This window comes from Calothrix sp. UHCC 0171 (assembly GCF_034931845.1).
Taxonomy (GTDB): Bacteria; Cyanobacteriota; Cyanobacteriia; order Cyanobacteriales; family Nostocaceae; genus Brunnivagina.
On the sequence record NZ_JAYGHN010000011.1, the window covers coordinates 124183 to 145769 of the forward strand.

The 21587-nt window shown below is 38.1% G+C and carries 12 protein-coding genes; 6 read left to right on the forward strand and 6 right to left on the reverse strand.

Features of this window, described 5'->3' with window-relative positions; genetic code table 11:
- Window positions 1-102: 102 nt before the first annotated feature.
- The 3 genes from VB733_RS11165 to VB733_RS11175 form a co-directional block, all read right to left on the reverse strand.
- Window positions 103-1476 carry an aminopeptidase P family protein gene (locus VB733_RS11165; RefSeq protein WP_323340189.1) on the reverse strand — a complete coding sequence of 458 codons (1374 nt, stop codon included), beginning with the start codon at window positions 1474-1476 and terminating at the stop codon, window positions 103-105.
- 270 nt (window positions 1477-1746) lie between these two features.
- Window positions 1747-2025, reverse strand: coding sequence for a hypothetical protein (locus VB733_RS11170; RefSeq protein WP_323340156.1), 279 nt, complete (start codon window positions 2023-2025; stop codon window positions 1747-1749).
- Between the two features lie 120 nt (window positions 2026-2145).
- Complete coding sequence (locus VB733_RS11175; protein WP_323340157.1) at window positions 2146-3477, reverse strand: Rieske 2Fe-2S domain-containing protein; 1332 nt, start codon at window positions 3475-3477, stop codon at window positions 2146-2148.
- A 116-nt stretch (window positions 3478-3593) separates the two neighbouring features.
- Between VB733_RS11175 and VB733_RS11180 the strand changes: the two genes are divergently transcribed.
- Window positions 3594-4037, forward strand: a complete 444-nt coding sequence (locus VB733_RS11180; RefSeq protein WP_323340158.1) for a DUF4332 domain-containing protein — start codon at window positions 3594-3596, stop codon at window positions 4035-4037.
- 41 nt (window positions 4038-4078) lie between these two features.
- On the opposite strand, the gene VB733_RS11185 is transcribed toward VB733_RS11180, so the two are convergent.
- A complete protein-coding gene (locus VB733_RS11185; RefSeq protein WP_323340159.1) occupies window positions 4079-4693 on the reverse strand; it encodes a TetR/AcrR family transcriptional regulator in 615 nt (204 codons plus the stop codon).
- 422 nt (window positions 4694-5115) lie between these two features.
- Between VB733_RS11185 and VB733_RS11190 the strand changes: the two genes are divergently transcribed.
- Entirely contained in the window at window positions 5116-6684 is a 1569-nt protein-coding gene (locus VB733_RS11190) for a pitrilysin family protein (protein WP_323340160.1), read from the forward strand.
- Window positions 6685-6840: 156 nt separating this feature from the next.
- The gene (locus VB733_RS11195; RefSeq protein ID WP_323340161.1) at window positions 6841-8319 is read left to right on the forward strand and encodes a pitrilysin family protein; all 1479 of its coding nucleotides are present in this window, start codon (window positions 6841-6843) and stop codon (window positions 8317-8319) included.
- Window positions 8320-8527: 208 nt separating this feature from the next.
- Here the strand turns inward: VB733_RS11195 and VB733_RS11200 are convergent, their stop codons facing one another.
- The gene (locus tag VB733_RS11200; protein WP_323340162.1) at window positions 8528-10147 is read right to left on the reverse strand and encodes a B12-binding domain-containing radical SAM protein; all 1620 of its coding nucleotides are present in this window, start codon (window positions 10145-10147) and stop codon (window positions 8528-8530) included.
- A 535-nt stretch (window positions 10148-10682) separates the two neighbouring features.
- Here VB733_RS11200 and VB733_RS11205 point away from each other — a divergent pair.
- The 3 genes from VB733_RS11205 to VB733_RS11215 all read left to right on the forward strand — a co-directional run bounded on the left by VB733_RS11205 (window position 10683) and on the right by VB733_RS11215 (window position 15544).
- Window positions 10683-12245 carry an NAD(P)H-quinone oxidoreductase subunit N gene (locus VB733_RS11205; protein ID WP_323340163.1) on the forward strand — a complete coding sequence of 521 codons (1563 nt, stop codon included), beginning with the start codon at window positions 10683-10685 and terminating at the stop codon, window positions 12243-12245.
- A 931-nt stretch (window positions 12246-13176) separates the two neighbouring features.
- On the forward strand, window positions 13177-14751 hold the full coding sequence (locus VB733_RS11210; RefSeq protein ID WP_323340164.1) for an NAD(P)-binding domain-containing protein: 1575 nt from the start codon (window positions 13177-13179) through the stop codon (window positions 14749-14751).
- A 31-nt stretch (window positions 14752-14782) separates the two neighbouring features.
- Complete coding sequence (locus tag VB733_RS11215; protein ID WP_323340165.1) at window positions 14783-15544, forward strand: hypothetical protein; 762 nt, start codon at window positions 14783-14785, stop codon at window positions 15542-15544.
- A 169-nt stretch (window positions 15545-15713) separates the two neighbouring features.
- Here the strand turns inward: VB733_RS11215 and VB733_RS11220 are convergent, their stop codons facing one another.
- Window positions 15714-21530, reverse strand: coding sequence for a protein kinase domain-containing protein (locus VB733_RS11220; protein ID WP_323340166.1), 5817 nt, complete (start codon window positions 21528-21530; stop codon window positions 15714-15716).
- Window positions 21531-21587: the final 57 nt, after the last annotated feature.

Here is a 21587-nt window from a genome sequence, read left to right on the forward strand (position 1 = left end):
ATCACAATTATTCTCCAATCGAATTCATAATATTTCCTGATGTATTAATTTACTTTCTTTTTATCAGTTAAAACACTGTAAACATCGCATTCTTTCTGACTTTTAAATCTTCTCACCACTACAGACCAATTCTTCAATTTCCTTTGCTGCTGTAGGCAATGCATTTGTCAGGACTTCTGTACCCGTATTCGTAACTAATACATCATCTTCAATTCGGATACCGCGAACATCGGCAAATTGTTGCAAACGTTCCCAGTTAATTAGATACTGGTAATGCGATCGGGCTGACTGTAAAATTGCCGGAACTTGATAAAATCCTGGTTCAATAGTCACTAACATTCCCGGACGCAAAGTTCGATTTAATCGTAAATAACCCAAACCAAATCTTTGACTTCTATCCCTTCCTTCTTCATACCCCGCTAAATCCCCCAAATCCTCCATATCATGCACGTCTAAACCGAGTAAATGCCCAATACCGTGGGGAAAAAATAGCGCATGAACGTCTTTTTCCACTAATTCTTCTGGATTTCCTTGTAAAATACCCAAATCTACCAACCCCTCAGCAATGACTTTACAAGCTAAAAGGTGAATATCTGCATACTCAACACCTGGATGCATTGCGGCAATACAGGCATCATGTGCCGCTAAAACTACATCATAAATATCTCTTTGGGTAGATGAAAATTTTCCAGATGTAGGAAAGGTACGAGTAATATCACCTGCCCAACCAGTGGAGGTTTCCGCACCCACATCAGCAAGCAGTAAATCACCAACTTGAATTGGATGATGATAATGTTCGTTATGCAGAACTTCACCATGAACGGTGACAATACTGTTGTAGGAAGTCTGCATCTCATGGGCAATAATTACACTTTCCATTGCTGCCCGTACTTCAGCTTCAGTTTTGCATTTTTTCACTGCTCTCATCCCGGCTTGATGTGCGGCAACACTGACAGCAGAGGCTTTTCGCAACTCGGTTAATGCACCTTCGTCGTGAATGAGACGTAATTTGACTATTGCCTTGGCTAATTCTAAATCTATACCTTGGGGTGGAAGTTGTGGTAACACCATCCGGTTGAATAGCTGTGTTTGTTGTGTCCATGTCGATGCATCTTGAACGGCAATTGTGGCAGCACCCTCGATTGTGGATGCTAATTCTGTCATCGGGTAAGCTGCATCTGCACCAATTTGGGTGGCAATTTCGTCCCGTTTGGGTGTTTCTCCATGCCACAATGCACTGCTGGGTGTGGCTTCGTCAATGAAAAGTTCGAGTTTACCTGCTTCCATACGAATAGCAGCGTTTGCCAAAGGTAATCCAGCAAAATATAGGAAATGGCTGCTAGCGCGGAAAGGAAAGACATTTGCCGGGAAATTGCGGGGGCTGGAATTTCCTGCCCAGAGAATTGCCGGAAAATTAATCAAGTTTGCGAGATTTTGGCGACGTTGATGCAGGGTGTCGATGAGGGATACAGGCATGGGGATGAGGGTAATAAAAATGATAGTCGCGCAGGGAGAAACCCGGTTTCTCATCAAAAAGTCAGATGATGCTCGAAACTAAAATCCAAGAAACCGGGTTTCTTTGGTCTTAAGGTTTACTTTATACATAACCTCTAATACAAATAATATAGAGTTTTATTTATATTTTCGGGTGTGGGACATTTGGAAAACAAAGAAATGGTAAACAAAGAGACGCTCCGATGGAACGTCTCTACGTCTATTGCAATGTATGACGAATTAAGTAGCTAATTAATCTTTATCATCATCTTTGTTTTTATTATAGTTTTGATTGCGATCGCCATCTTTATCATCATCGTCTTTGTCATCATCCTTATCTTGGTTGGTTCTAACTGCTTCCTGTTCCGATTGATTTTTGTAGCTGTTGGGTTGTGATTGCTCTTGAGCTTCTGTTTTGGGGACTTCTGGAGTGGATGTACAGCTGGCGATAATTATCGAAATGCTTCCAAATACGAAAGCTGCAAGCAGTTTTCCCGTTAATCGGGAAATTTGCAATTTTTGGTGTAACATTGGCTTTCTATACTGCTCTACTAAAGTGTAAATGAAAAAAGGTGAAATGACTTTTTATAGGGTAGAGGCACAAGAGAAAAGATGAAAGCGAAAAACTCAAATTACCAACACGAAAAATCTCTATTTTTCTGCGTGAATATAATCAATAAAGTAAAATTTTGGCTCTAACCATAGCTTCAAAATTGCGTAAATTCCCAAACCTAAAAGAGCAGAGATACTTAATGGAATGCCGATTTTTACTCTTGATGCATCGGGCATTAATGCAACAATTGTCACTATGATTACAAAATATGCCAAAAGGAATAGTTGCAAACTTTGAATATTTTTTAATGCACCACGACAGCTACTGCAATGTTGAGTATGTTGTTTATACCTATTTAATACTTCTTCGCGGTTTTGATTTATTTTTGCGTATCCCAAAGCATTAATTCCCACTTTATCCCAAGGTAATTTACCCTGAGCATATTTATCGAACCATTGCCGAAATTCAATCACCAAGCGGTCTGCACTCGTTGGCATTTTATAGGCTGTTTTCCAACTTCCCAAAGTTTGTCTTTGTTGTAACAAATACTCTTGCTGTTGAAGAAGTACCATATCCCCATCAAGCACCAAATTGCGTTCTGTGATGTGATTCCACCAGCGAGGGGTGAAGTGATGTAGTGTTTTGGCAAAATTACGAGGAAACTGAGCAATAATTCGAGATTTACCGGGACTGACGGGAATGCAGTAAGTTACAAGTCCCACCTGTTTCCCAGAATTTCCAAACGTAATTGAATACTCTAAACGACAAGGGGGTTGAAAGGTAATTGTGCTTTTCAAACCTTTTTCAATTGTCGCCTCAATTAAATTTGCTGTAGATTGGGAAATTTGTATCGGGATAGGTGTAGCTTTCTCACGATTTCCCTGTACTCCATGGTGTGCAAAAGGTACGTGACTGGGATCGGCAACATTTTCTACTAGTGTTTGCCAATCATATTCTAAATCGCGCACCATTGAAGACCAAACAAAGCCTGTACTAGCACCAATTTTGGATGATAAAGGTAATGATGTATTTTCTGCAATTTCTCTGGAATTAGTATCAAGCCATACCCACAATAAATCATTTGCTTGTCTAATTGGTAAACAAGTAACGCAGAAATTGTCTTTATTTTTACTAACAATCTCCGGGTTTTCCGCTTGGGGAATATGGGTACAAATGCCTTGGGAATCAAATTGCCAGCCGTGATAGCTACACATTAAGTTGCCTGTTCTGTCATCGATGCGCCCTTCACTTAATGGTGCTAAACGATGCGGACATTGGTCTAAAAATACTTGATATGTATCTGATGATTTGGGTTTCCATATTACCAGCCGCATACCTAAAATTGTGATGGGAGTGGGACGTTGTGAGTCTAAATCTTCAATGGGTATTACAGGATACCAGTGTTGGAAAAAGTTAAATTCTGTCTGCATCTGATTATTGAGAACAATATGTTTAAACTTATTCTGACTATCAGAATTATCAAACCGCAATTTACTATTTACTTGTCACAATAGTCAAAAGAGCCTACATTTGATGAGTTTTTATAATGTCTCCCCAAAAACAAGCGAGGGTGAACCGTATTTCATCCTGCGATTGGTTGATAGAAGAGTTACCTGGTTTAAACGCAGAAGAACAATTACGACTGCAAAATTGCGGAATTTCCACAACAAGACAACTGATTATTAAGGGGAAAACACCGCAATCGAGAGTTGAACTAGCCAATCAATTACAAATTAATCTGAAGTATGTGAATAAATGGGTAGCGCTAGCAGATTTAGCGAGAGTCCCCAGCGTGGGAACGCAATATTGTGGGTTATTGCTTCATGCTGGAATTGGTTCTGTGATACAGTTGGCGCAGATTCCCACACATCGTTTACATCAGCAGGTACTACGCTTGCAAGTCGCAACCATGCAACGACGGGATTTATGTCCTGCTGTTGATATTGTGCAACAGTGGACTCAGCAAGCGAAGATAGTTGCCAATTATTAGTAGTGAATAATTAATTCCCAATTATCGAAATATCCAATTTCTTAACTTTTTACCAACACACCATTTAGAAAAATATCAGCTAATCCTTCTGCCATGGCTTGAAGTTCTTGGGGTGAAGCATCAGGAGATGTGATAGTCTCATTAGAGAAACCTGCGATCGCAAACATTCCCAGGAAAATCTTGGCAACTAATTTCGCATCCATCTGTCGATAGATTCCTTTGTCCATTGCTTCTTGGAAAAAGGCTTCAGCAACATTGGTCATTTTTTCGATGACTTCGATTTGAATTCTTTCACGTAAATCGGGGTGAAATTGGGCTTCCATGAAGCACACACGCATCATCTCCGCGTTTTTCTTCATATTCCACATCCGACGACGCATGACTTGAGCTACCGCTTTGTAGCTGCCCATTTCGCTTAATTCTGTGAGCAAGTCGGTGAGAATTTCTACCCAACCCTGGGTTGCCACCTCAACCAAAATTGCCTTTTTATTGGGAAAATGACGAAATAAAGTTCCTTCCGCCACGCTCGCTGCTTGGGCTAAATCACGGGTGGTAGTGCCGTCAAATCCTTGGGCTGCAAATAAACGTTGTGCAGCTTGTAAAATGCGGCTGCGAGTTTGTGCCTCAGAAGGGGGGGGAGAATTAAACACGCGCATAACAGTTATCGTGTATCGTAAGATTTTCGGAACTGGTTTTGTAACATTATTGTCTATCGTCTGGAGCCGTGAGTATTGAAACCTGAATACGATTTGCCAAAAGGGCAGAGAGAGGGAGAAATTTTTAAAATTACAATCCTTGTTGTATGAGTATTTGAAACCTTTCTTTTTAACCTAGTTAGGTTAGGTGAGAAATAGTTTTAAATTCAGAATCGGGATTGGAGTTGGAGTTTTCAATTAATTCCAATTAATTCCAATTAATTCCAATTCGCGATCGCAATTTATCCATATCTCGGAAGAGTGTAATTAATGGTTACTTTTTACGTATGAACAGATTTATTAGCTCCCAAATGAATATGCATTTGAGATGTACTCGACGATTAGACTTAATAATCGCCAGGATAAACCAATTATTAGAGTCAATGCGTCAATTAATGTTAATTTTTCTAACGGTTGTTTTCTTGGGATGGGGCTTTCTACCAGAAGTTGCACTCGCCCAAAGTCAAGCAGCACCAGTTATTCAAGCTGAAAAAGAACTAGTTAAACCACCTGTAAAGCAATCTTCAATTCAACCATATCTTGACCAAGTAATTAAAAATTTAACTGAATTTAAGCTGGCGAATGGAATGAAATTTCTTGTCTTGGAGCGTCACCAAGCCCCTGTCGTTTCCTTTCTTACCTATGCTGATGTTGGTGGAGTGGATGAACCTGATGGCAAAACGGGTGTAGCGCATTTCCTCGAACATTTGGCATTTAAAGGGACACCACGCATCGGTACAACTGACTTTAAGGCGGAAAAACCGCTTCTCGATACTTTAGAACAACTTGATAAACAAATTACTGCTGCCAAAGCTGCGAAAAAAACCGAGGAAGTAACAAAATTACAAGCTCAGTTTCAAGAAGTTGAAAAGCAAGCGACAAAGCTGGTAAAACAAAATGAACTGGGACAAATAGTCGAACAAGCGGGAGGAGTAGGTTTAAATGCCAATACCTCCACCGAAGCAACTCGTTATCTTTATAGCTTCCCCGCGAATAAATTAGAGTTGTGGATGTCGCTGGAGTCCGAAAGATTTTTGGAACCTGTACTCAGTCGGGAATTTTTTAAAGAAAAAGATGTAATTTTGGAAGAGCGTCGCCTGCGGGTGGAAAATTCCCCCATTGGTTTGATGATTGAAAAATTTATCGACGCAGCCTACAAAGTCCATCCTTACCGTCGTCCAGTCATTGGTTACGACGAAGATATTCGTAACCTCACACCTGCGGATATTAGAAACTTTTTTGCTAACTATTACGTACCTAGTAATATCACGATCGCTGTAGTTGGTGATGTTAACCCCAAAGAAGTCCAGCGACTCGCACAAATTTACTTTGGTCGGTATAAATCAAGACAAAAAGCTAAGTCAAATATTCCCGTTGAGCCAAAACAAACACAAACACGAGAAGTAACCGTACAACTAGCTTCCCAACCCTGGTATTTGGAGGGCTATCACCGTCCCGCAATCACCCATCCCGATGAAGCTGTTTATGACATTATGGGGAGATTACTCAGTAATGGGCGCACATCTCGGTTGTATAAATCGCTGGTAGAAAAGCAGCGTTTAGCATTGGCAGCACAGGGTTTTAGTGGTTTTCCTGGTGATAAATACCCTAACTTAATGTTATTTTACGCACTAACTGCTCCAGGGCGATCGGTTGACCAAGTAGCAGCCGCATTACGGACGGAAATCGACAGATTGAAAACCGAACCTGTGACAGCTGCGGAATTAGATCGGGTGAAAACCCAAGCCCGTGCCGAATTGGTGCAACAACTCGACTCGAATATGGGAATGGCAGAGCAGTTGTTGGAATATGAAGTCAAAACAGGTTCTTGGCGAAATTTATTTAAACAATTGGATCGATTAGCGATGGTGAAGGCTGCGGATGTGCAGCGAGTCGCTAAAGCTACATTTACGCCGGAAAATCGCACAATTGGGAAATTGTTGTCGCAGTAAGGCTAAGGAAGAGGGGGAAAATTTGTCACTCAACATTTCTCATCCCGCTTCTCCCCAACCTGGCGACATCCATCCCCTCCTTTGAGGAAATTGGTATAAATCAACATTCCCAACTCCCAATCCCGACTCTTACTCCAAGTTCAAGGAATATTTACAATGTTTAAGCGCAGGAAAAATAGTTTTATTTATACACTGGTTTTAGCTTTGGCGTTTCTACTCTTGACTGTGAATTTCTCCTTTGCGGCAACAACCACGGAAGCCAAACATTATACTGAGTTGCGTTTACCACCCTTGCCAGATGTGAAATTACCAAAATACGATCGCTTTACCTTGAATAACGGCATGGTCGTATATTTAATGGAAGACCATGAATTACCATTAGTTAATGGTAGAGCCGTAATTCGCACTGGCGATCGCTGGGAAGCTGGTGATAAAGTTGGACTGGCGCAGTTAGTTGGGACTGTGATGCGAACTGGGGGTACTTTAAAGCGGACACCAGACCAAGTAAATGAAATGCTGGAACAGCGTGCGGCGGCGGTGGAAACTGAAATTGGCGAAAGTATGGGGACTGCTAGTTTCCAAACCCTGAGTGAAGATTTGGAAACTGTGTTTGGTTTATATGCAGAAGTTTTGCGGGAACCTGCTTTTGCTGCGGATAAGTTGGAATTGGCAAAAACCCAGGAAGGTGGTAAAATATCCCGTCGTAATGATGACCCGAATAATATTGCCCAACGCGAGTTTAAAAAGGTAATTTATGGGAAGACGAGTCCCTATGCACGGACTACAGAATATTCGACATTAGCCAAGATTACACGTGCTGATTTGGTGAAATTTTACCAGCAGTATTTTTACCCGAATAATATGATTTTGGGGATAGTTGGGGATTTTGATTCGCAGAAAATGAAATCTCTCATTCAAGCCAAGTTTGGTAATTGGCAAGCTAGCCCAACCCCAATTAAACCAGAATTGCCGAAGGTGACACAAGCAAATCCCAGTGGTGTATATTTCGTTAACCAGCCCCAGTTGACGCAGAGTAATATTTTGATTGGACATTTGGGAGGGCAGTTTAATAGCCCTGACTACGCAGCCTTGGATGTCCTGAATGGGGTATTAAATGGTTTTGGCGGTAGACTATTCAACGAAGTGCGATCGCGTCAAGGTTTAGCATATTCTGTATATGGGTACTGGAATCCCAAGTACGATTATCCGGGTATGTTCATGGCTGGGGGACAAACACGCTCGGATGCCACGGTACAGTTTATTAAATCAATTAAAACGGAAATTAAAAAATTGCAAGCCGAACCTGTAACCGCAAAGGAACTAGCTTTTGCTAAAGATTCTACCCTGAATTCGTTTGTGTTCAATTTTGAAGACACCTATCAGGTATTATCTCGGTTAATGCGCTACGAATATTACGGTTATCCAGCCGATTTTCTGTTTACCTACCGTAAGCAAGTGGAAGCCACTACTGCTGCGGATGTGCAAAAAGCTGCCCAGAAATATCTCAAACCTGATAGTTTAATTACGCTGGTTGTTGGTAATCAAAAAGCAATTGAGCCACCATTATCACAACTCGCAAATCAGGTGACTGCCATTGATGTGACGATACCAGCACCACCCCAAAGTCAAAGTTAAGTCAATAGGGTTCGGTTCCGCAAAAGTGGCTATTAGCTTTTAGCTTTTAGCGCATAGATGATTAACCTGAATTCGACAAAAGAAACCCCTTCCAAAGGAAGGGGCTAAAAATCTTATCAATGAAAAAAATTTTCCAAACTAAAACTGACAAAAAGCGACTGGAAGTAATTCAACATCCACAATTCTCCATTCATAAAGTTAAGAAACTTTAAGATGCGATCGCTTCTGTCTTTTCTTCTGTCTTCTCTTCCGTCTTAGTTTCTGCCTTCACAACTGGTACATAGGGTTTTTCTGCACCTTGGGCAAGATACTCTGCTAATTGTGCTTCGATTTCATTGCGAACAATTTGCCGATATTCATAAAAATGCTCAATGTGAGCGCAAGTTGCTAGATAATGGTCGAAAACTTTCGGATTACGCTTGAGAATGCTAAATAGATGATGCCAGAATTTCCAGCGAGTCTCCCGTTTGATTCCCTGTCTCCAAATGACAATTAAAAAGGCTTTCAACACGACTAATTCTGGAAATTTTGCGGGGGCTGTCCAACTCGGACTACCCATCATCAAAAAGCAACGATAGGTACGGTCTAAATATTTCACAGGGTCGTATAATTCGCAAAAAGCTTCTACGTATTCCCTCGCAATATCTTCCAGGGGACGGGTAGGAATAAAGTTCATCAATGTAGTTTGATTGATATTCCCATCTTTATTTTCCCGTAAACGTCCTTCTTTAGTCAGACGATGCCACAGTGCAGTATTCGGTAGCGCTTGTAACATCGCAAATGTCGTTGAGGGGATGGCAGCTAATTCTGCAAAACGCGCAATTCGCGAACCTGCGCCAGCCTTTTCACCATCAAAGCCAATAATAAATCCAGCCATTGGGCGTAAACCAGCTTTGATGATGGTTTCCACTGACTCAGCTAAGGAACTGCGGGTGTTTTGAAATTTCTTGGTTAGTTGTAAACTATCTTCATCAGGGGTTTCAATTCCCAAAAACACTGCTTTGAAACCAGATTCCACCATCAATTCCATCATTTCCGCATCTTGCGCTAAATCAATCGATGCTTCCGTATCAAAGCTAAATGGATACTGATGTTCTGCCATCCATACTTTCAATTCTTTGAGCAACAATTTTCCATTGCGTTTGTTGCCAATAAAATTATCATCCACCATAAAAACGCTACGTCGCCAACCCAATTCATACAAATAATCTAGTTCTGCAAGTAATTGGGCTGGGGTTTTGGTGCGGGGTTTGCGTCCGTAAAGGACAATAATATCGCAAAATTCGCATTGGAACGGACAACCTCGCGAAAATTGCACCGACATGGAATCGTAAGCGTCGAATTCCAGCAAGTCAAAGCGAGGGATTGGGGTTGTGGTGACATCAGGTTTTTCTGTAGCGCGGAAAACTCCTGATTTTTCACCCTTGGCGATTGCTTCGACAAACATTGGCAGGGTAATTTCCCCTTCATCCAAAATTAAGAAATCGGCACCAACATTTTGGACTTCATGGGGGACAGAAGTTGGATAAGGTCCACCGACTGCAACTAATTTACCACGCCGCTTGGCTTCTTTGATTTGGTCGAGTAAATCCTGCTTCTGGACAATCATGGCTGAGAAAATCACAATATCAGCCCATTCCCATTCTGCCTCAGTCACAGCACGAATATTGCGATCGCACAATTTAAATTCCCATTCTTGGGGTAAAATTGCCGCAACGGTGACTAAACCTAAGGGTGGTAGTAAAACTTTGCGGTTTACTAAGTCTAGGATTTTTTCGTATGACCAAAATGTTTTCGGGAATACCGGATAGACAAGCAATACGCGCATAAATGTTTCACTCCTACCACTTGAATTTTTGTTGTAATTAAGGTTGTAATGTCAATTTATTCTTGCTCACCTAAAAGTTTAGATGAGTTTTGTGTAAATATGTTTCACAGTAGCACTTAAAAGAGATAAAAACCCCCAGATATACCCAGAGACTAGTAGACGTGTCAGCTAATTAGCGCTCAGATTCAGTTTTTGGCTGTCCATAATTATTGTGGGATGAATTTGAAATTTGCCGCATCCCCGCGTTTCCCCCTCACCGTATCTCCTTTCTAAGGGTGCATTAGGAAGTCGTTCGTAAGATTGAAAACAATAATTTTATCCGATGATGAAAATTAGTTTTTGTAGTTATTGATTCTGCCCACAGTGATTTTGATTATTTTTGATAATTATTTATGTTATTTAGCAAATATTCAAGAGTAAATTTTGATGTTAATTGGCGCGAGCGCCAATTAAGTTCATGCATCTTTATGAAAAAACAATAGAATTAACTACAGTTGGTTCCTTGATGTTTCATAGCTAAAACCCAATACAAATCATGGATTTTGCTAATCTTGCTTCCCAGTTAAATGCTGGAACTATACTGCCAGAGGGAATTTTGATTATCACCCTCATGGGAGTTTTGATTATAGATTTAGTCTCAGGGCGTATCTCGTCGCGCTGGATTGGATATTTTGCGATCGCTGGTTTGACAGCTTCGATAGCAGCGCTGGTATTCCAATGGGATAGCACCCATCCCATCGGTTTTGTTGGTGCCTTTAACGCTGATGACATCAGTATTATCTTTCGTGGCATCGTTGCTCTCTCCAGTGTCTTTACCATATTGATGTCGATTCGTTACATCGAACAAAGTGGAACCGCTTTAGCAGAATTCATCGCCATATTACTGACTGCAACCCTGGGAGGGATGTTTGTCTCTGGAGCGAATGAGTTAGTCATGATTTTCATTTCGCTGGAAACCCTGAGTATTTCTTCATATTTGCTCACAGGTTATACCAAAAGAGACCCTCGCTCTAACGAAGCAGCCTTAAAATACTTACTCATTGGTGCTTCCAGTACCGCAGTATTTTTGTATGGCGTATCTTTGTTATATGGTTTGTCGGGCGGCAAAACTCAACTCAGTGCGATTGCCGAAGGTATCGCCGCAGGTAACTTAAACCAGTCATTAGGTTTAGTTATTGCCCTAGTATTTGCGATCGCAGGTATCGGCTTCAAAATATCCGCAGCACCTTTCCACCAATGGACACCCGATGTTTACGAAGGCGCACCCACTCCAGTTATCGCCTTTTTGTCGGTTGGTTCCAAAGCCGCAGGTTTTGCCCTGGCTATCCGCCTGCTGACAACCGTCTTTCCTCTGGTGGCTGAGGAATGGAAATTTGTGTTCACAGCCCTGGCGGTTCTGAGTATGATGTTGGGTAACGTTGTTGCCCTCGCCCAAACTAGCATGAAGCGAATGCTGGCTTACTCATCAATTGCCCAAGCTGGGTTTGTGATGATTGGTTTAATTGCCGGGACAGAAGCCGGATACGCCAGCATGGTGTTCTACATGCTTGTGTATCTATTTATGAACTTGTGTGGTTTTATCTGCGTAATTCTCTTCTCGCTGCGGACAGGTACAGATCAAATCGCCGAATATTCGGGTTTATATCAAAAAGACCCATTGCTCACCCTTGGTTTGAGTATCTCACTACTTTCATTAGGTGGGATTCCGCCCCTTGCAGGCTTCTTCGGTAAAATTTACCTATTTTGGGCAGGTTGGCAAGCTGGACTTTACTGGCTGGTATTGTTGGGGCTTGTCACCAGTGTTGTTTCCATTTACTACTACATCCGTGTCGTCAAGATGATGGTTGTTAAAGAACCTCAGGAAATGTCCGATGTAGTTAAGAATTATCCAGAGATAAGTTGGAATTTACCTGGCTTTAGACCTTTGCAAGTTGGTCTAGTTTTGACTTTGATTGTTACTTCCCTGGCAGGTATTTTATCGAATCCTATCTTCACATTGGCAAATAACTCAGTCACCCACACCCCAATGTTGCAAGCCGCGACTGCTGTTAAAGCTGAAGTGAGCGCAGCTATAACCACTCAAGCACCGCAATTATAGGTTGTGTTGATTGAGAGCATCCCCATACAGATTTAGCGGCGAAAGATTTAAGTCCAGCTTAAGCTCTTCGCTGCTTTCCTTAGTTTCTGTTTACGGTGTTTTAACGTTTTTTAACTAAATAACTTCACATAGGGGTATAGTCATTACGCCCCTATTTTTTTGTTAAAAAAACTGCTTTCAGCAAAAGTCAAGTATTTTTCGATACTATTACTTGTCTATCTGCAAATAGGATGATATTTGCTACTAATCCGTATTTTCATAGTTAAATGATATATTTGCTACATCTGCCTAAATCTAGCTATTTATATAGGCTTTTAGTCGTATTTGAGTGGCGATCGCATCTAAAAAACTATTTAAAAAGGCAATTTTAATGATTTTGCTGGAATTTTAAATATCAAGATTCTCTGACAGTTATATAAAAATACTTAGCAAATACATAAAAATATACATTCACGAATTAGTATGATAAATCACTTTAGGAAAATAAATATTCAGTGCATACAATCAAAAGCAAAAAAATATAACTTTAGATGACTTCAAATACTGAGATTTAATTCTTTAGGTTTATACATCGTTGATATACAGTAATTTCAGTCATTCCAAATATCTCAACATTGGGATATAAATACCCAATTAAGAGTATGTATTTTTTATTGTATGAGTTACTTTGTGAAATAAAACATCACAAGACTTCCATATATTTACAGTTATTAATGACTGATTAAAAATTAAATAATCAACTAAGATTTGAATGTTTTGAGAAGTCATGATAATTACCCAAACATCAACTTTGATAAACCTATTGTTTCATCTGTCATGGTATTAAGCAGATGACAATGTTTTTTATTGTCGTGGCATCTAAAAATGCTTGGATGCATCATAAATCTAACTAATAGTACAAATGGACGTGCAGTTCTAGGATTCATTATTTATGACAATTCCAACGAAAGTTGATTACTTAATTATTGGTGCTGGTCCCGCAGGTTTACAATTAGGATATTTTCTAGAAAAAGCCAAACGCAATTACATAATTCTAGAAGCTGGTAACTCAGCAGGTACTTTTTTTAAAAATTTTCCTAGGCATAAGAAACTTATTTCCATCAATAAAGTTTATACAGGTTATGACAATCCCGAAATTAACCTGCGTTGGGATTGGAATTCTTTACTGAATGATGAAGGAATACTCTTCAAAAATTACAGTAGAGAGTATTTTCCACATACAAATGACCTTGTAAAATACCTGAATGATTTTGCCAATCACTTTCAATTGAAAATTAAATACAACTCTCAGGTGACTAAAATCGATAAAAAAGATAGATTTATAGTTACAGATAGTAATGAGAATTGTTATTCTGCCTCACGTCTAATAATTGCCACAGGCTTTACAAAACCATACTTACCACCAATACCAGGAATTGAGTTAGCAGAAAATTACGTTGATGTTTCCATTAATCCAGAAGATTTTGCTAATCAGAAAGTGTTGATTCTTGGTAAAGGAAATTCTGCTTTTGAAACCGCAGATAATCTTGTTGCTACAACATCACTTATTCACTTAGCCAGTCCTAATCCTGTCAATATGGCATGGAAAACGAGATATGTTGGTAATTTGCGTGCTGTCAACAATAACTTTTTGGATACATATCAACTGAAATCTCAAAATATCCTCCTAAATGGATTCATTAATAAAATTGAAAAAGATGGCAATAAATTTGTCGTTTCCATAACTTATACTCATGCCAATGGAGAAGAAGAAGAATTAAAATACGATCGCATCATTGTATGTACGGGTTTTAGATTTGATGACTCAATATTTGAAGAGTCATGTAAACCAAAACTTGTTATTAATAATCGTTTCCCGGCTCAAAATAGTGAATGGGAATCAGTTAATGTGAAAGATTTATACTTTATTGGAACTCTTTCACATATGCGTGATTATAAGAAGAAGCAATCAGGATTTATTCATGGTTTTCGCTATAATGTTAGAGCATTGAATTCTATTTTAGAATTCAAATATGAAAACAAAAAATTACCTTTTACACCGATTGATGCAACATCTGAAAGTTTGACAGAAGCGGTAATTCAAAGGATTAATGTCAGTTCTGCCTTATGGCAGCAAACAGGCTTTTTATGTGATTTAATCATTCTTAATCAGGATGGAATTAATGCAGAATATTATGAAGCACTCCCTACTGATTATATTCACAATAGTCATCTAGGTCAAAATCGGGATTACTATACCATCTCGTTAGAATTCGGGTTTGATATCCTTAATGTAAGTCCTGACCCTTTTGCAATTGAACGTGTGCATAAAGATGATGTTAATAATGCAGCACAAAGTCCAAGTATTCATCCAATTATTCGCCGTTTTTCAGGAGGCAAATTAATTGCGGAACACCATATTATTGAAGACATTGCTAGTGAATGGTTAGAGGATGTACATGTTCAACCACTACTAGCATTTTTTACCCAACAAATTTCACACTCAAAATTGGCTGTTGGTGTTTAAATATTGATTATTAACTATCAAGGTTATTACCATGAAAGAAGTTCTTGATGTTATTCAACAGAAGAAGCAGGATTTTGCCAAGTTAAAGCTATTTGCCTATATGCAAGATGATAGTATTAACCCTTTACAAAGGGTTGCTTGGGCACCATGTCTTGCTCCTTTTGCAATGCATTTTAAAGATTTAAATGCAATGGCACTTAGACAAGAGCCTACGACTAATCCGATCCAAGAAATGATTAATAAACATACTTATGAAGATGGTCGGCATTGGGCATGGTATTTAAGTGACGTTGAAGCATTATCAATCGATATGCCAATGCGTTTTACCGATGTATTGAGATTTCTTTGGGGAAAAGAAACAGAAAAAACACGTGGTTTGTGCCAAGATTTATATGCTTTATGTAAACTGGAACAAGACCCAATTGTAAAACTTGCTGTCATCGAGTGTATTGAAGTAACAGGAACAGTTGCACTAGCTGCACTTTGTAAGCTAGGTAAAGACTTAGAAGCTGTGACGCAAAGACGTTTTCGCTATCTCAGCGCTTATCATTTAGGCGTAGAGACAGGTCATGTTCAAGGTGGTTTGTCTTATAATGAAACTGATGATTTTTTACATACAATTCAATTAACTGAAGAGCAAACTGAAAAATGCTTGAAGTGTGTTGAAATTGTATTTAAAGGTTTTTCAGAGTGTATGGATGAATTGATGCTATATGCTGAATCCCATACGATTGAACAACCATTTAGCAGAAGCCATGTATCACAGAGTGAATTAGCTGCTACATTTGCGTAAATAACAGCAATTATAGAACAATAATTCTTTTTGATATAATTCATCTGGGGTAAGAATTGCCTAACTCTAGGTGAATTATTCACTTGATAGAAGCAGCTAATTTTCAGGTGAAGAACATTTTCCCGATAGGAGCAGTTTCAATTTACGCAATAGAAGCAATGCCAAAATCTTAGTGAAGATGAGACAAGGGTATCTTAATTAAAAATTCAGTACCTTGACCCAATTTTGAATTACAAATTAATTGACCCTTATGTTTATCTACTATAATTTGGTAGCTAATCGATAAACCTAAACCTGTACCACTTCCCACGGGCTTAGTTGTAAAGAACGGGTCAAAAATTTTCCTTCTTATTTCTTCTGGTATTCCGGAAGCATTATCTACTATTTTAATAACTAAATGATTAGAGTCGCGGGAATCGACTACTTCTGTGGAAATACAAATTTGTGGTGTTACCTGCGACCATTTACCGCTCACTATGGCATCGTCTAATGCATCGATCGCATTACTAAAGATATTCATGAACACCTGATTTAATTGACCTGCGTAGCAATTAATTTCTGGTAAAGATTGATATTCTTTAATAATTTCGATTTCGGGGCGATCGCTTTTTGCCTTGAGACGGTGCTGTAATATCATTAAGGTATTATCAATTCCTTCATGAATATCTACAGGTTTCATATCCGATTCATCTAAGCGAGAGAAATTTCGCAAACTGAGGACAATATTGCGAATACGCGAACTTCCAATCTTCATAGATTCAAGTAGTTTTGGTAAATCTACGAGTAAGAAATCTAAATCAATTTCCTCTATCTTCTGTTGAATCTCAGGTGTTACAGAACCTTTTTCTTGATACAAAGAGACTAAATCTATTAAATCCTGTACGTAACCACTTGCATGGGTAATATTTCCATGGATAAAATTAATTGGGTTATTAATTTCGTGGGCAACTCCTGCTACCATTTGCCCCAAGCTTGACATTTTCTCACTTTGAATCAGTTGTGTTTGGGTATTTTGCAAATCTTCAAAAGCTTGCTTTAAAATTTGATTTTTTTCGTTTAATTCTTGTGTTCTTGTCTCGACTTTTTCTTCCAGATTATGATTAGCATCTTCTAAAGACTGATTCGCCTCTGCGAGATTTTTATAAAGTCGAGCATTTTCAATGGCAATACCAGCTTGAGTAATGAGAAGTTTCAGAATTGCCAAACGCTCGCGTGTAAATACAGCAGTAACAAGATTATTTTCAAAGTAAAAAATTCCCACCATCTTCGCTTGATGCATGATTGGCATACATAGCAAGCTTTGTGGTTGCTCACGCATAATATAGCGATCGGCGGCTAAAGTTGCAATTTCTCTGGCATCGTCGGCAACAAATATTTCTCCTTTCCGCTTCACATTATTAATAATGCTAATAGGAATATCTTCACACTCGCTAAGACGAACTAAGGGAAAAGTAGTTTCGATAAACTCCGAATCTGAATTATGACTAATTGCAGCTACGATTAAATCTAAACTTTCATCTTGTCTTAAAAGTAGTACACATTTAGAAGCTCCAGCATTTTCCATTGTCACTTGCATCAGACTAGCAAGTAATTTCTCCATCTCAATTGTTTCTGAGAGTAATTGAGATGTTTTGATAATTGCAGCCATATCTAAAGACTGTCCAAAACTTGAATTCGAGCCTAGTGAGCCAAATGAGCTTTGAGAATTATTCTGATTCGAGAACGAAGTATGAGTAGAAACATTGATATTTTGATTGGTAGTATCTTGGTTAAAATCTGGATTAATATTTTGTTTTTCTGCCACTTCAGTATTTTCTTCCTGAGCAATATGCCCCAGTAACTGAGGATAGCGCTTTGCTAAATCCCAAATTTTTGCTTTTGCACCCCAGCGAACGTAACAATAATAAGCTTCCGCCATGTAGAGTTGAGCTATTTTTTCCTTGCCCCAGTCTAAATAAAATTTAGCTGCTAGTTCATTCGCTAAGGCTTCTTCATTTAAATACTCATTTTCTTTAGCAAGAGCAATGGCGCGATCGTAATATTCCATTGCCTCTGTACGATTGCTAAGAACTCGATATTTCTCAGCTTCAACTAAATAATATTTGTGTAAAAAATTCATGGGAGCATGGTTAGCCCATTTACACATATTTTTCTGGTTGTTATGAATTTCAATTAAAAACTTTTGCTGCTGGGATTCTTGAACATCAGAGTATGCACTAAGCATTACCAGCGAATCATAAAAATTCAATATAGTAATAGCAAAATAGCCAGTTACGCTACCTATATATCTTTTCGCTTCTACAGAATTAGATAATGCTTGATTGTGATCTGCCAATAAATAACAAAGCTGAAGTTTACAAAGATGTAAAATAAAGAGAGCAATTCCATCATTAGCATTCAGATGGACTGGAAGCATTTGCTCTTCATTATAAGCTTCACCAGCTAAAATACAGGGGTTTTTGACCTTACCTAATAAATTTTGAATTGTTTGCCGATAAATTTCATTCCAGTGAAATATTCTTTTTTGATTCATGTGAGAAAGAGTATTACTAAATATTGAAATTTGCTGTTCAATACTTACTAACTCTTGACCTAGAAAATAAATATTATGGGAATAGCCATAGAGACCATAAGCCCCAAATTCCATATCTCCAATTTCTAAACCTAGAGAGTAGACTTCTAGGAGTGGTTTTAATGTTTCTCTTAAATGTTCTTTCCAATGTCTAACAAGATGATTAAATGTAGAAACAACTTTAACTCTTATTTGTTGAGTTTGAAATTTGTTCGATACATCTACAGATATTTTGCCAAATTCATACCCAGAATCAATTTCTCCTAATATTCCGCAAAGTATCAGTCCATAAACTCCATATGCAAAACTAGACAAAGGGGCATTCCCGTATTTTAAAGATAAATCAATTTTTTTACAGCAAAGTAATGGCAGTAATTCAGGATTAGCTTGGTAAACAAATGTAATAGTATTAGATAGGAGACGCATAACTGCTAAATATTTTGCATCTAGCATTTCTGCTAAATTGACTATCTCCTTACTTTGTCTATCTCTCAAATTAATCTGAATTTTTTCTAATTCTATACTAATATCAGCTTGTGTAGTATTTTCAGGGAAATCAATTCCTAAATGTTTTAAAGTTCCTAGACCTATTTTTACTGCTTCTAAAGCTTTATTTTGCGCTCCATAAGCTTGAATTTTCACTTCATAAACCTTAATCTTTTCCAACAGCGTATTCGCATTAGTTATAACTACTTCAACATATTGCTCACACTCTTCAAAATGACCACTTAAATATGCTGCTTCTGCTGCTGTTTCATACAAACTGAGAGAGATATCGTAGTTACTTTCCCAGCAATCGAGAGAAAGAGACTTTAATCCAAAAGTCAGATAATTGTATGCTGCTAGATATTGTCCTAATCCTAAAGCTTTACGTCCGGCACACAGATTCATTTCTGCGAGTCCGTCAAGTTCTACTCTGTCTGTGATTAAATCAAAAGCGCTATTAAATTGGTTGACTAACTCAAAAATATTGTCTTCTCTTTCAGCTTTGGGAGTATGATGTAAAAGTAAATAGCCAATTTTCAAATGAGTAGCTTTTCTTTCACTCTCTGGGATTAAGTTATAGGCTTCTTTCTTGATTTTTTCATGGATAAAGTAATAGCTAATTGAGGTATTATCCCTAGCATCTAAAACATCATTTTCTGCATCTGCATACAAATCTAAAGCTGCAACATTTATATTGATACTCTCATTTGCATTCCCATCTAAAACAATTGCACTTTTATCTAATTCTGATATTACTAACCCTTTAATTAATCCTTCCCATAGTCTAGTTTTGACAACAAAAAGCGGTTCTTCACTAATAATGCATAGAGTTTTCAGATTAAATTTACCACTCAAACAAGCAGCTAATACTAATATTCTTCTAAATGGATAACCCAATAAATATAACTGTTTTGCCATTGCTTCGAGGACATCATCAGTTATACATAACTCTTTAATGCGAGTTATGTCATATTCCCATTCCAACTTCTCAAAATTAAAATTAATTGTTCTTTGCTCATGTAGCGATCGCAAAAATTTTACTGATAAGAAGGGATTGCCTTGAGTTTTAGCAAAAACCATTTGGCTGAGAAAACCAGTGGTAGATGGCTCATGACGAATTGTTTGGGCAATGAGAGTATTTAATTCGCTTAATGAAAAAGCATCCAAAGTGATAGAATTAAAGATAGCTGGTGCATTTATCTTTTTAAATTCATCGATGATTAATTCAATTTCTTGGCTAATATATGCTTCACATTTTTGCTGAGAATATGCAGCAATTAATAACAAACTTTTTACAGGTTCCCTATCTTCTTCTTTTTCTATAAATGAATGGGCAAGAGAAGGAGTTTTATTGAGTGTGAGATGATTAATTATGAGCGATCGCATGAATTTCAACGATTCATCATCTGCCCAATGTAAGTTATCTATAAACAAAACTACTGGATGTTCTTCTGTTGCTAAAACATAAATAAGTTTTTGTAAGAGGAAATGAAAACGAGCTTGGAATTCACTATCTGCAAGTGTCGGTACTTCTAGTTGTTTACCAATAATATTTTCTAATTCCGGGATTATATCTGTCAGTATTCGCCCTTCATTACCTAATACTGATAAAATTTTCTCTCTCCAAGTTCTAATTTGAAGATCAGTTTCATCTTCGATTTGTTCAATTAAATTGCGAATAGCTTCTATAAATCCTGCCAAAGGTGTCTGAATCGGAGATTCTTCATATTTACCTGTAATTAAATAACTATTATTGATAACAATATTTTTATGGATACTGTTGACAAGTGAAGTTTTGCCAACCCCAGAATCACCATCTATAAAAACTACTTCAATATTTCCCTGACGTACTCGCTCAAAAGTCCCTAGCAATATTTCAACATTTTTCTCTCGACCATATAATTTTTCGGGAATGACAAAATGACTGGAAATATCTTCTTGAGCTAATTCAAAATATTCAATTTTTCCTGCTTCTTGCCACTGTTGTCGGCAAATTTCTAAGTCATGTTTCAACCCAATTGCACTTTGATAGCGCTTATCAGGATTTTTTGCCATCAGTTTGCTAACTATTTTGGCAAGGATAGGAGGAATAGTATGATCAATAGAGGTGACAAGAGGGATTTGTTTGGCTAAGTGACAGTAAACTAATTCAGTGGGATCATTTGTATGAAAGGGAACTTCCCCAGTGAGAAGTTCAAAGAAAGTGACTCCCAAGGAATAAAAATCTGTACGGTAATCAATCACTCTATCAACACGCCCTGTTTGTTCTGGCGCAAGATAAGCAAGGGTTCCTTCTACAACATTGGAAATGGGAATTACATTTGTTTCCTTAGGTACTAGAGAGGCAATACTAAAGTCAATGATTTTGACTTCGTAGGTTTTGGGATTAATCAGAATATTTGCAGGTTTAATATCCTTATGAATTATGTGATTGCGATGTATTACATCAAGTGCAGTACATATCTGAATACCGATATGTAAAAAAGTCCCCATGAAGTCATATTTAGCCTCTTTTTGAGGTGATTCGTGGCTTTCTAACTGACTCTCAAAGTTATTTTTCTGTTGAATTAAATTCTTGAAATATCTTCGTTTAGGTACTTTTCCGGGACATAGTAACTTACCCACTTCTTGATTAAGTGAAATGCCGCCAAAATCTTCCATAATTAAGGCGTAAGCATTACGGTAATTTTCCAAACTGTAAGCTTTGACAACCCCAGGCAGGTTAATATCTTTAATAATTGTATATTGATGACGAAATTGGGCAACTTCATTGAAGGTTGGATACTCGTTTCTGAGAACCTTAATAATCACTGGAATTTGGTCACTTTCTCTTAGTCCTCGATAAACCAGTGTTTTTGAACCTACATAGACTCGCTCAAGAATGTAGTAACCAGGAATTTTAACAATCGCACTTAGAGATACTTGCATTTGTAATGAAGCCTAAATATATAATCCTACAAGCTAGTATTCCCATCTGTGTTAGCT

Coding starts and splice junctions, on each gene's coding strand:
- VB733_RS11165 (WP_323340189.1), bottom strand. CDS start 1,476: ATGCCTGTATCCCTCATCGACACCCTGCATCAACGTCGCCAAAATCTC.
- VB733_RS11170 (WP_323340156.1), bottom strand. CDS start 2,025: ATGTTACACCAAAAATTGCAAATTTCCCGATTAACGGGAAAACTGCTT.
- VB733_RS11175 (WP_323340157.1), bottom strand. CDS start 3,477: ATGCAGACAGAATTTAACTTTTTCCAACACTGGTATCCTGTAATACCC.
- VB733_RS11180 (WP_323340158.1), top strand. CDS start 3,594: ATGTCTCCCCAAAAACAAGCGAGGGTGAACCGTATTTCATCCTGCGAT.
- VB733_RS11185 (WP_323340159.1), bottom strand. CDS start 4,693: ATGCGCGTGTTTAATTCTCCCCCCCCTTCTGAGGCACAAACTCGCAGC.
- VB733_RS11190 (WP_323340160.1), top strand. CDS start 5,116: ATGCGTCAATTAATGTTAATTTTTCTAACGGTTGTTTTCTTGGGATGG.
- VB733_RS11195 (WP_323340161.1), top strand. CDS start 6,841: ATGTTTAAGCGCAGGAAAAATAGTTTTATTTATACACTGGTTTTAGCT.
- VB733_RS11200 (WP_323340162.1), bottom strand. CDS start 10,147: ATGCGCGTATTGCTTGTCTATCCGGTATTCCCGAAAACATTTTGGTCA.
- VB733_RS11205 (WP_323340163.1), top strand. CDS start 10,683: ATGGATTTTGCTAATCTTGCTTCCCAGTTAAATGCTGGAACTATACTG.
- VB733_RS11210 (WP_323340164.1), top strand. CDS start 13,177: ATGACAATTCCAACGAAAGTTGATTACTTAATTATTGGTGCTGGTCCC.
- VB733_RS11215 (WP_323340165.1), top strand. CDS start 14,783: ATGAAAGAAGTTCTTGATGTTATTCAACAGAAGAAGCAGGATTTTGCC.
- VB733_RS11220 (WP_323340166.1), bottom strand. CDS start 21,530: ATGCAAGTATCTCTAAGTGCGATTGTTAAAATTCCTGGTTACTACATT.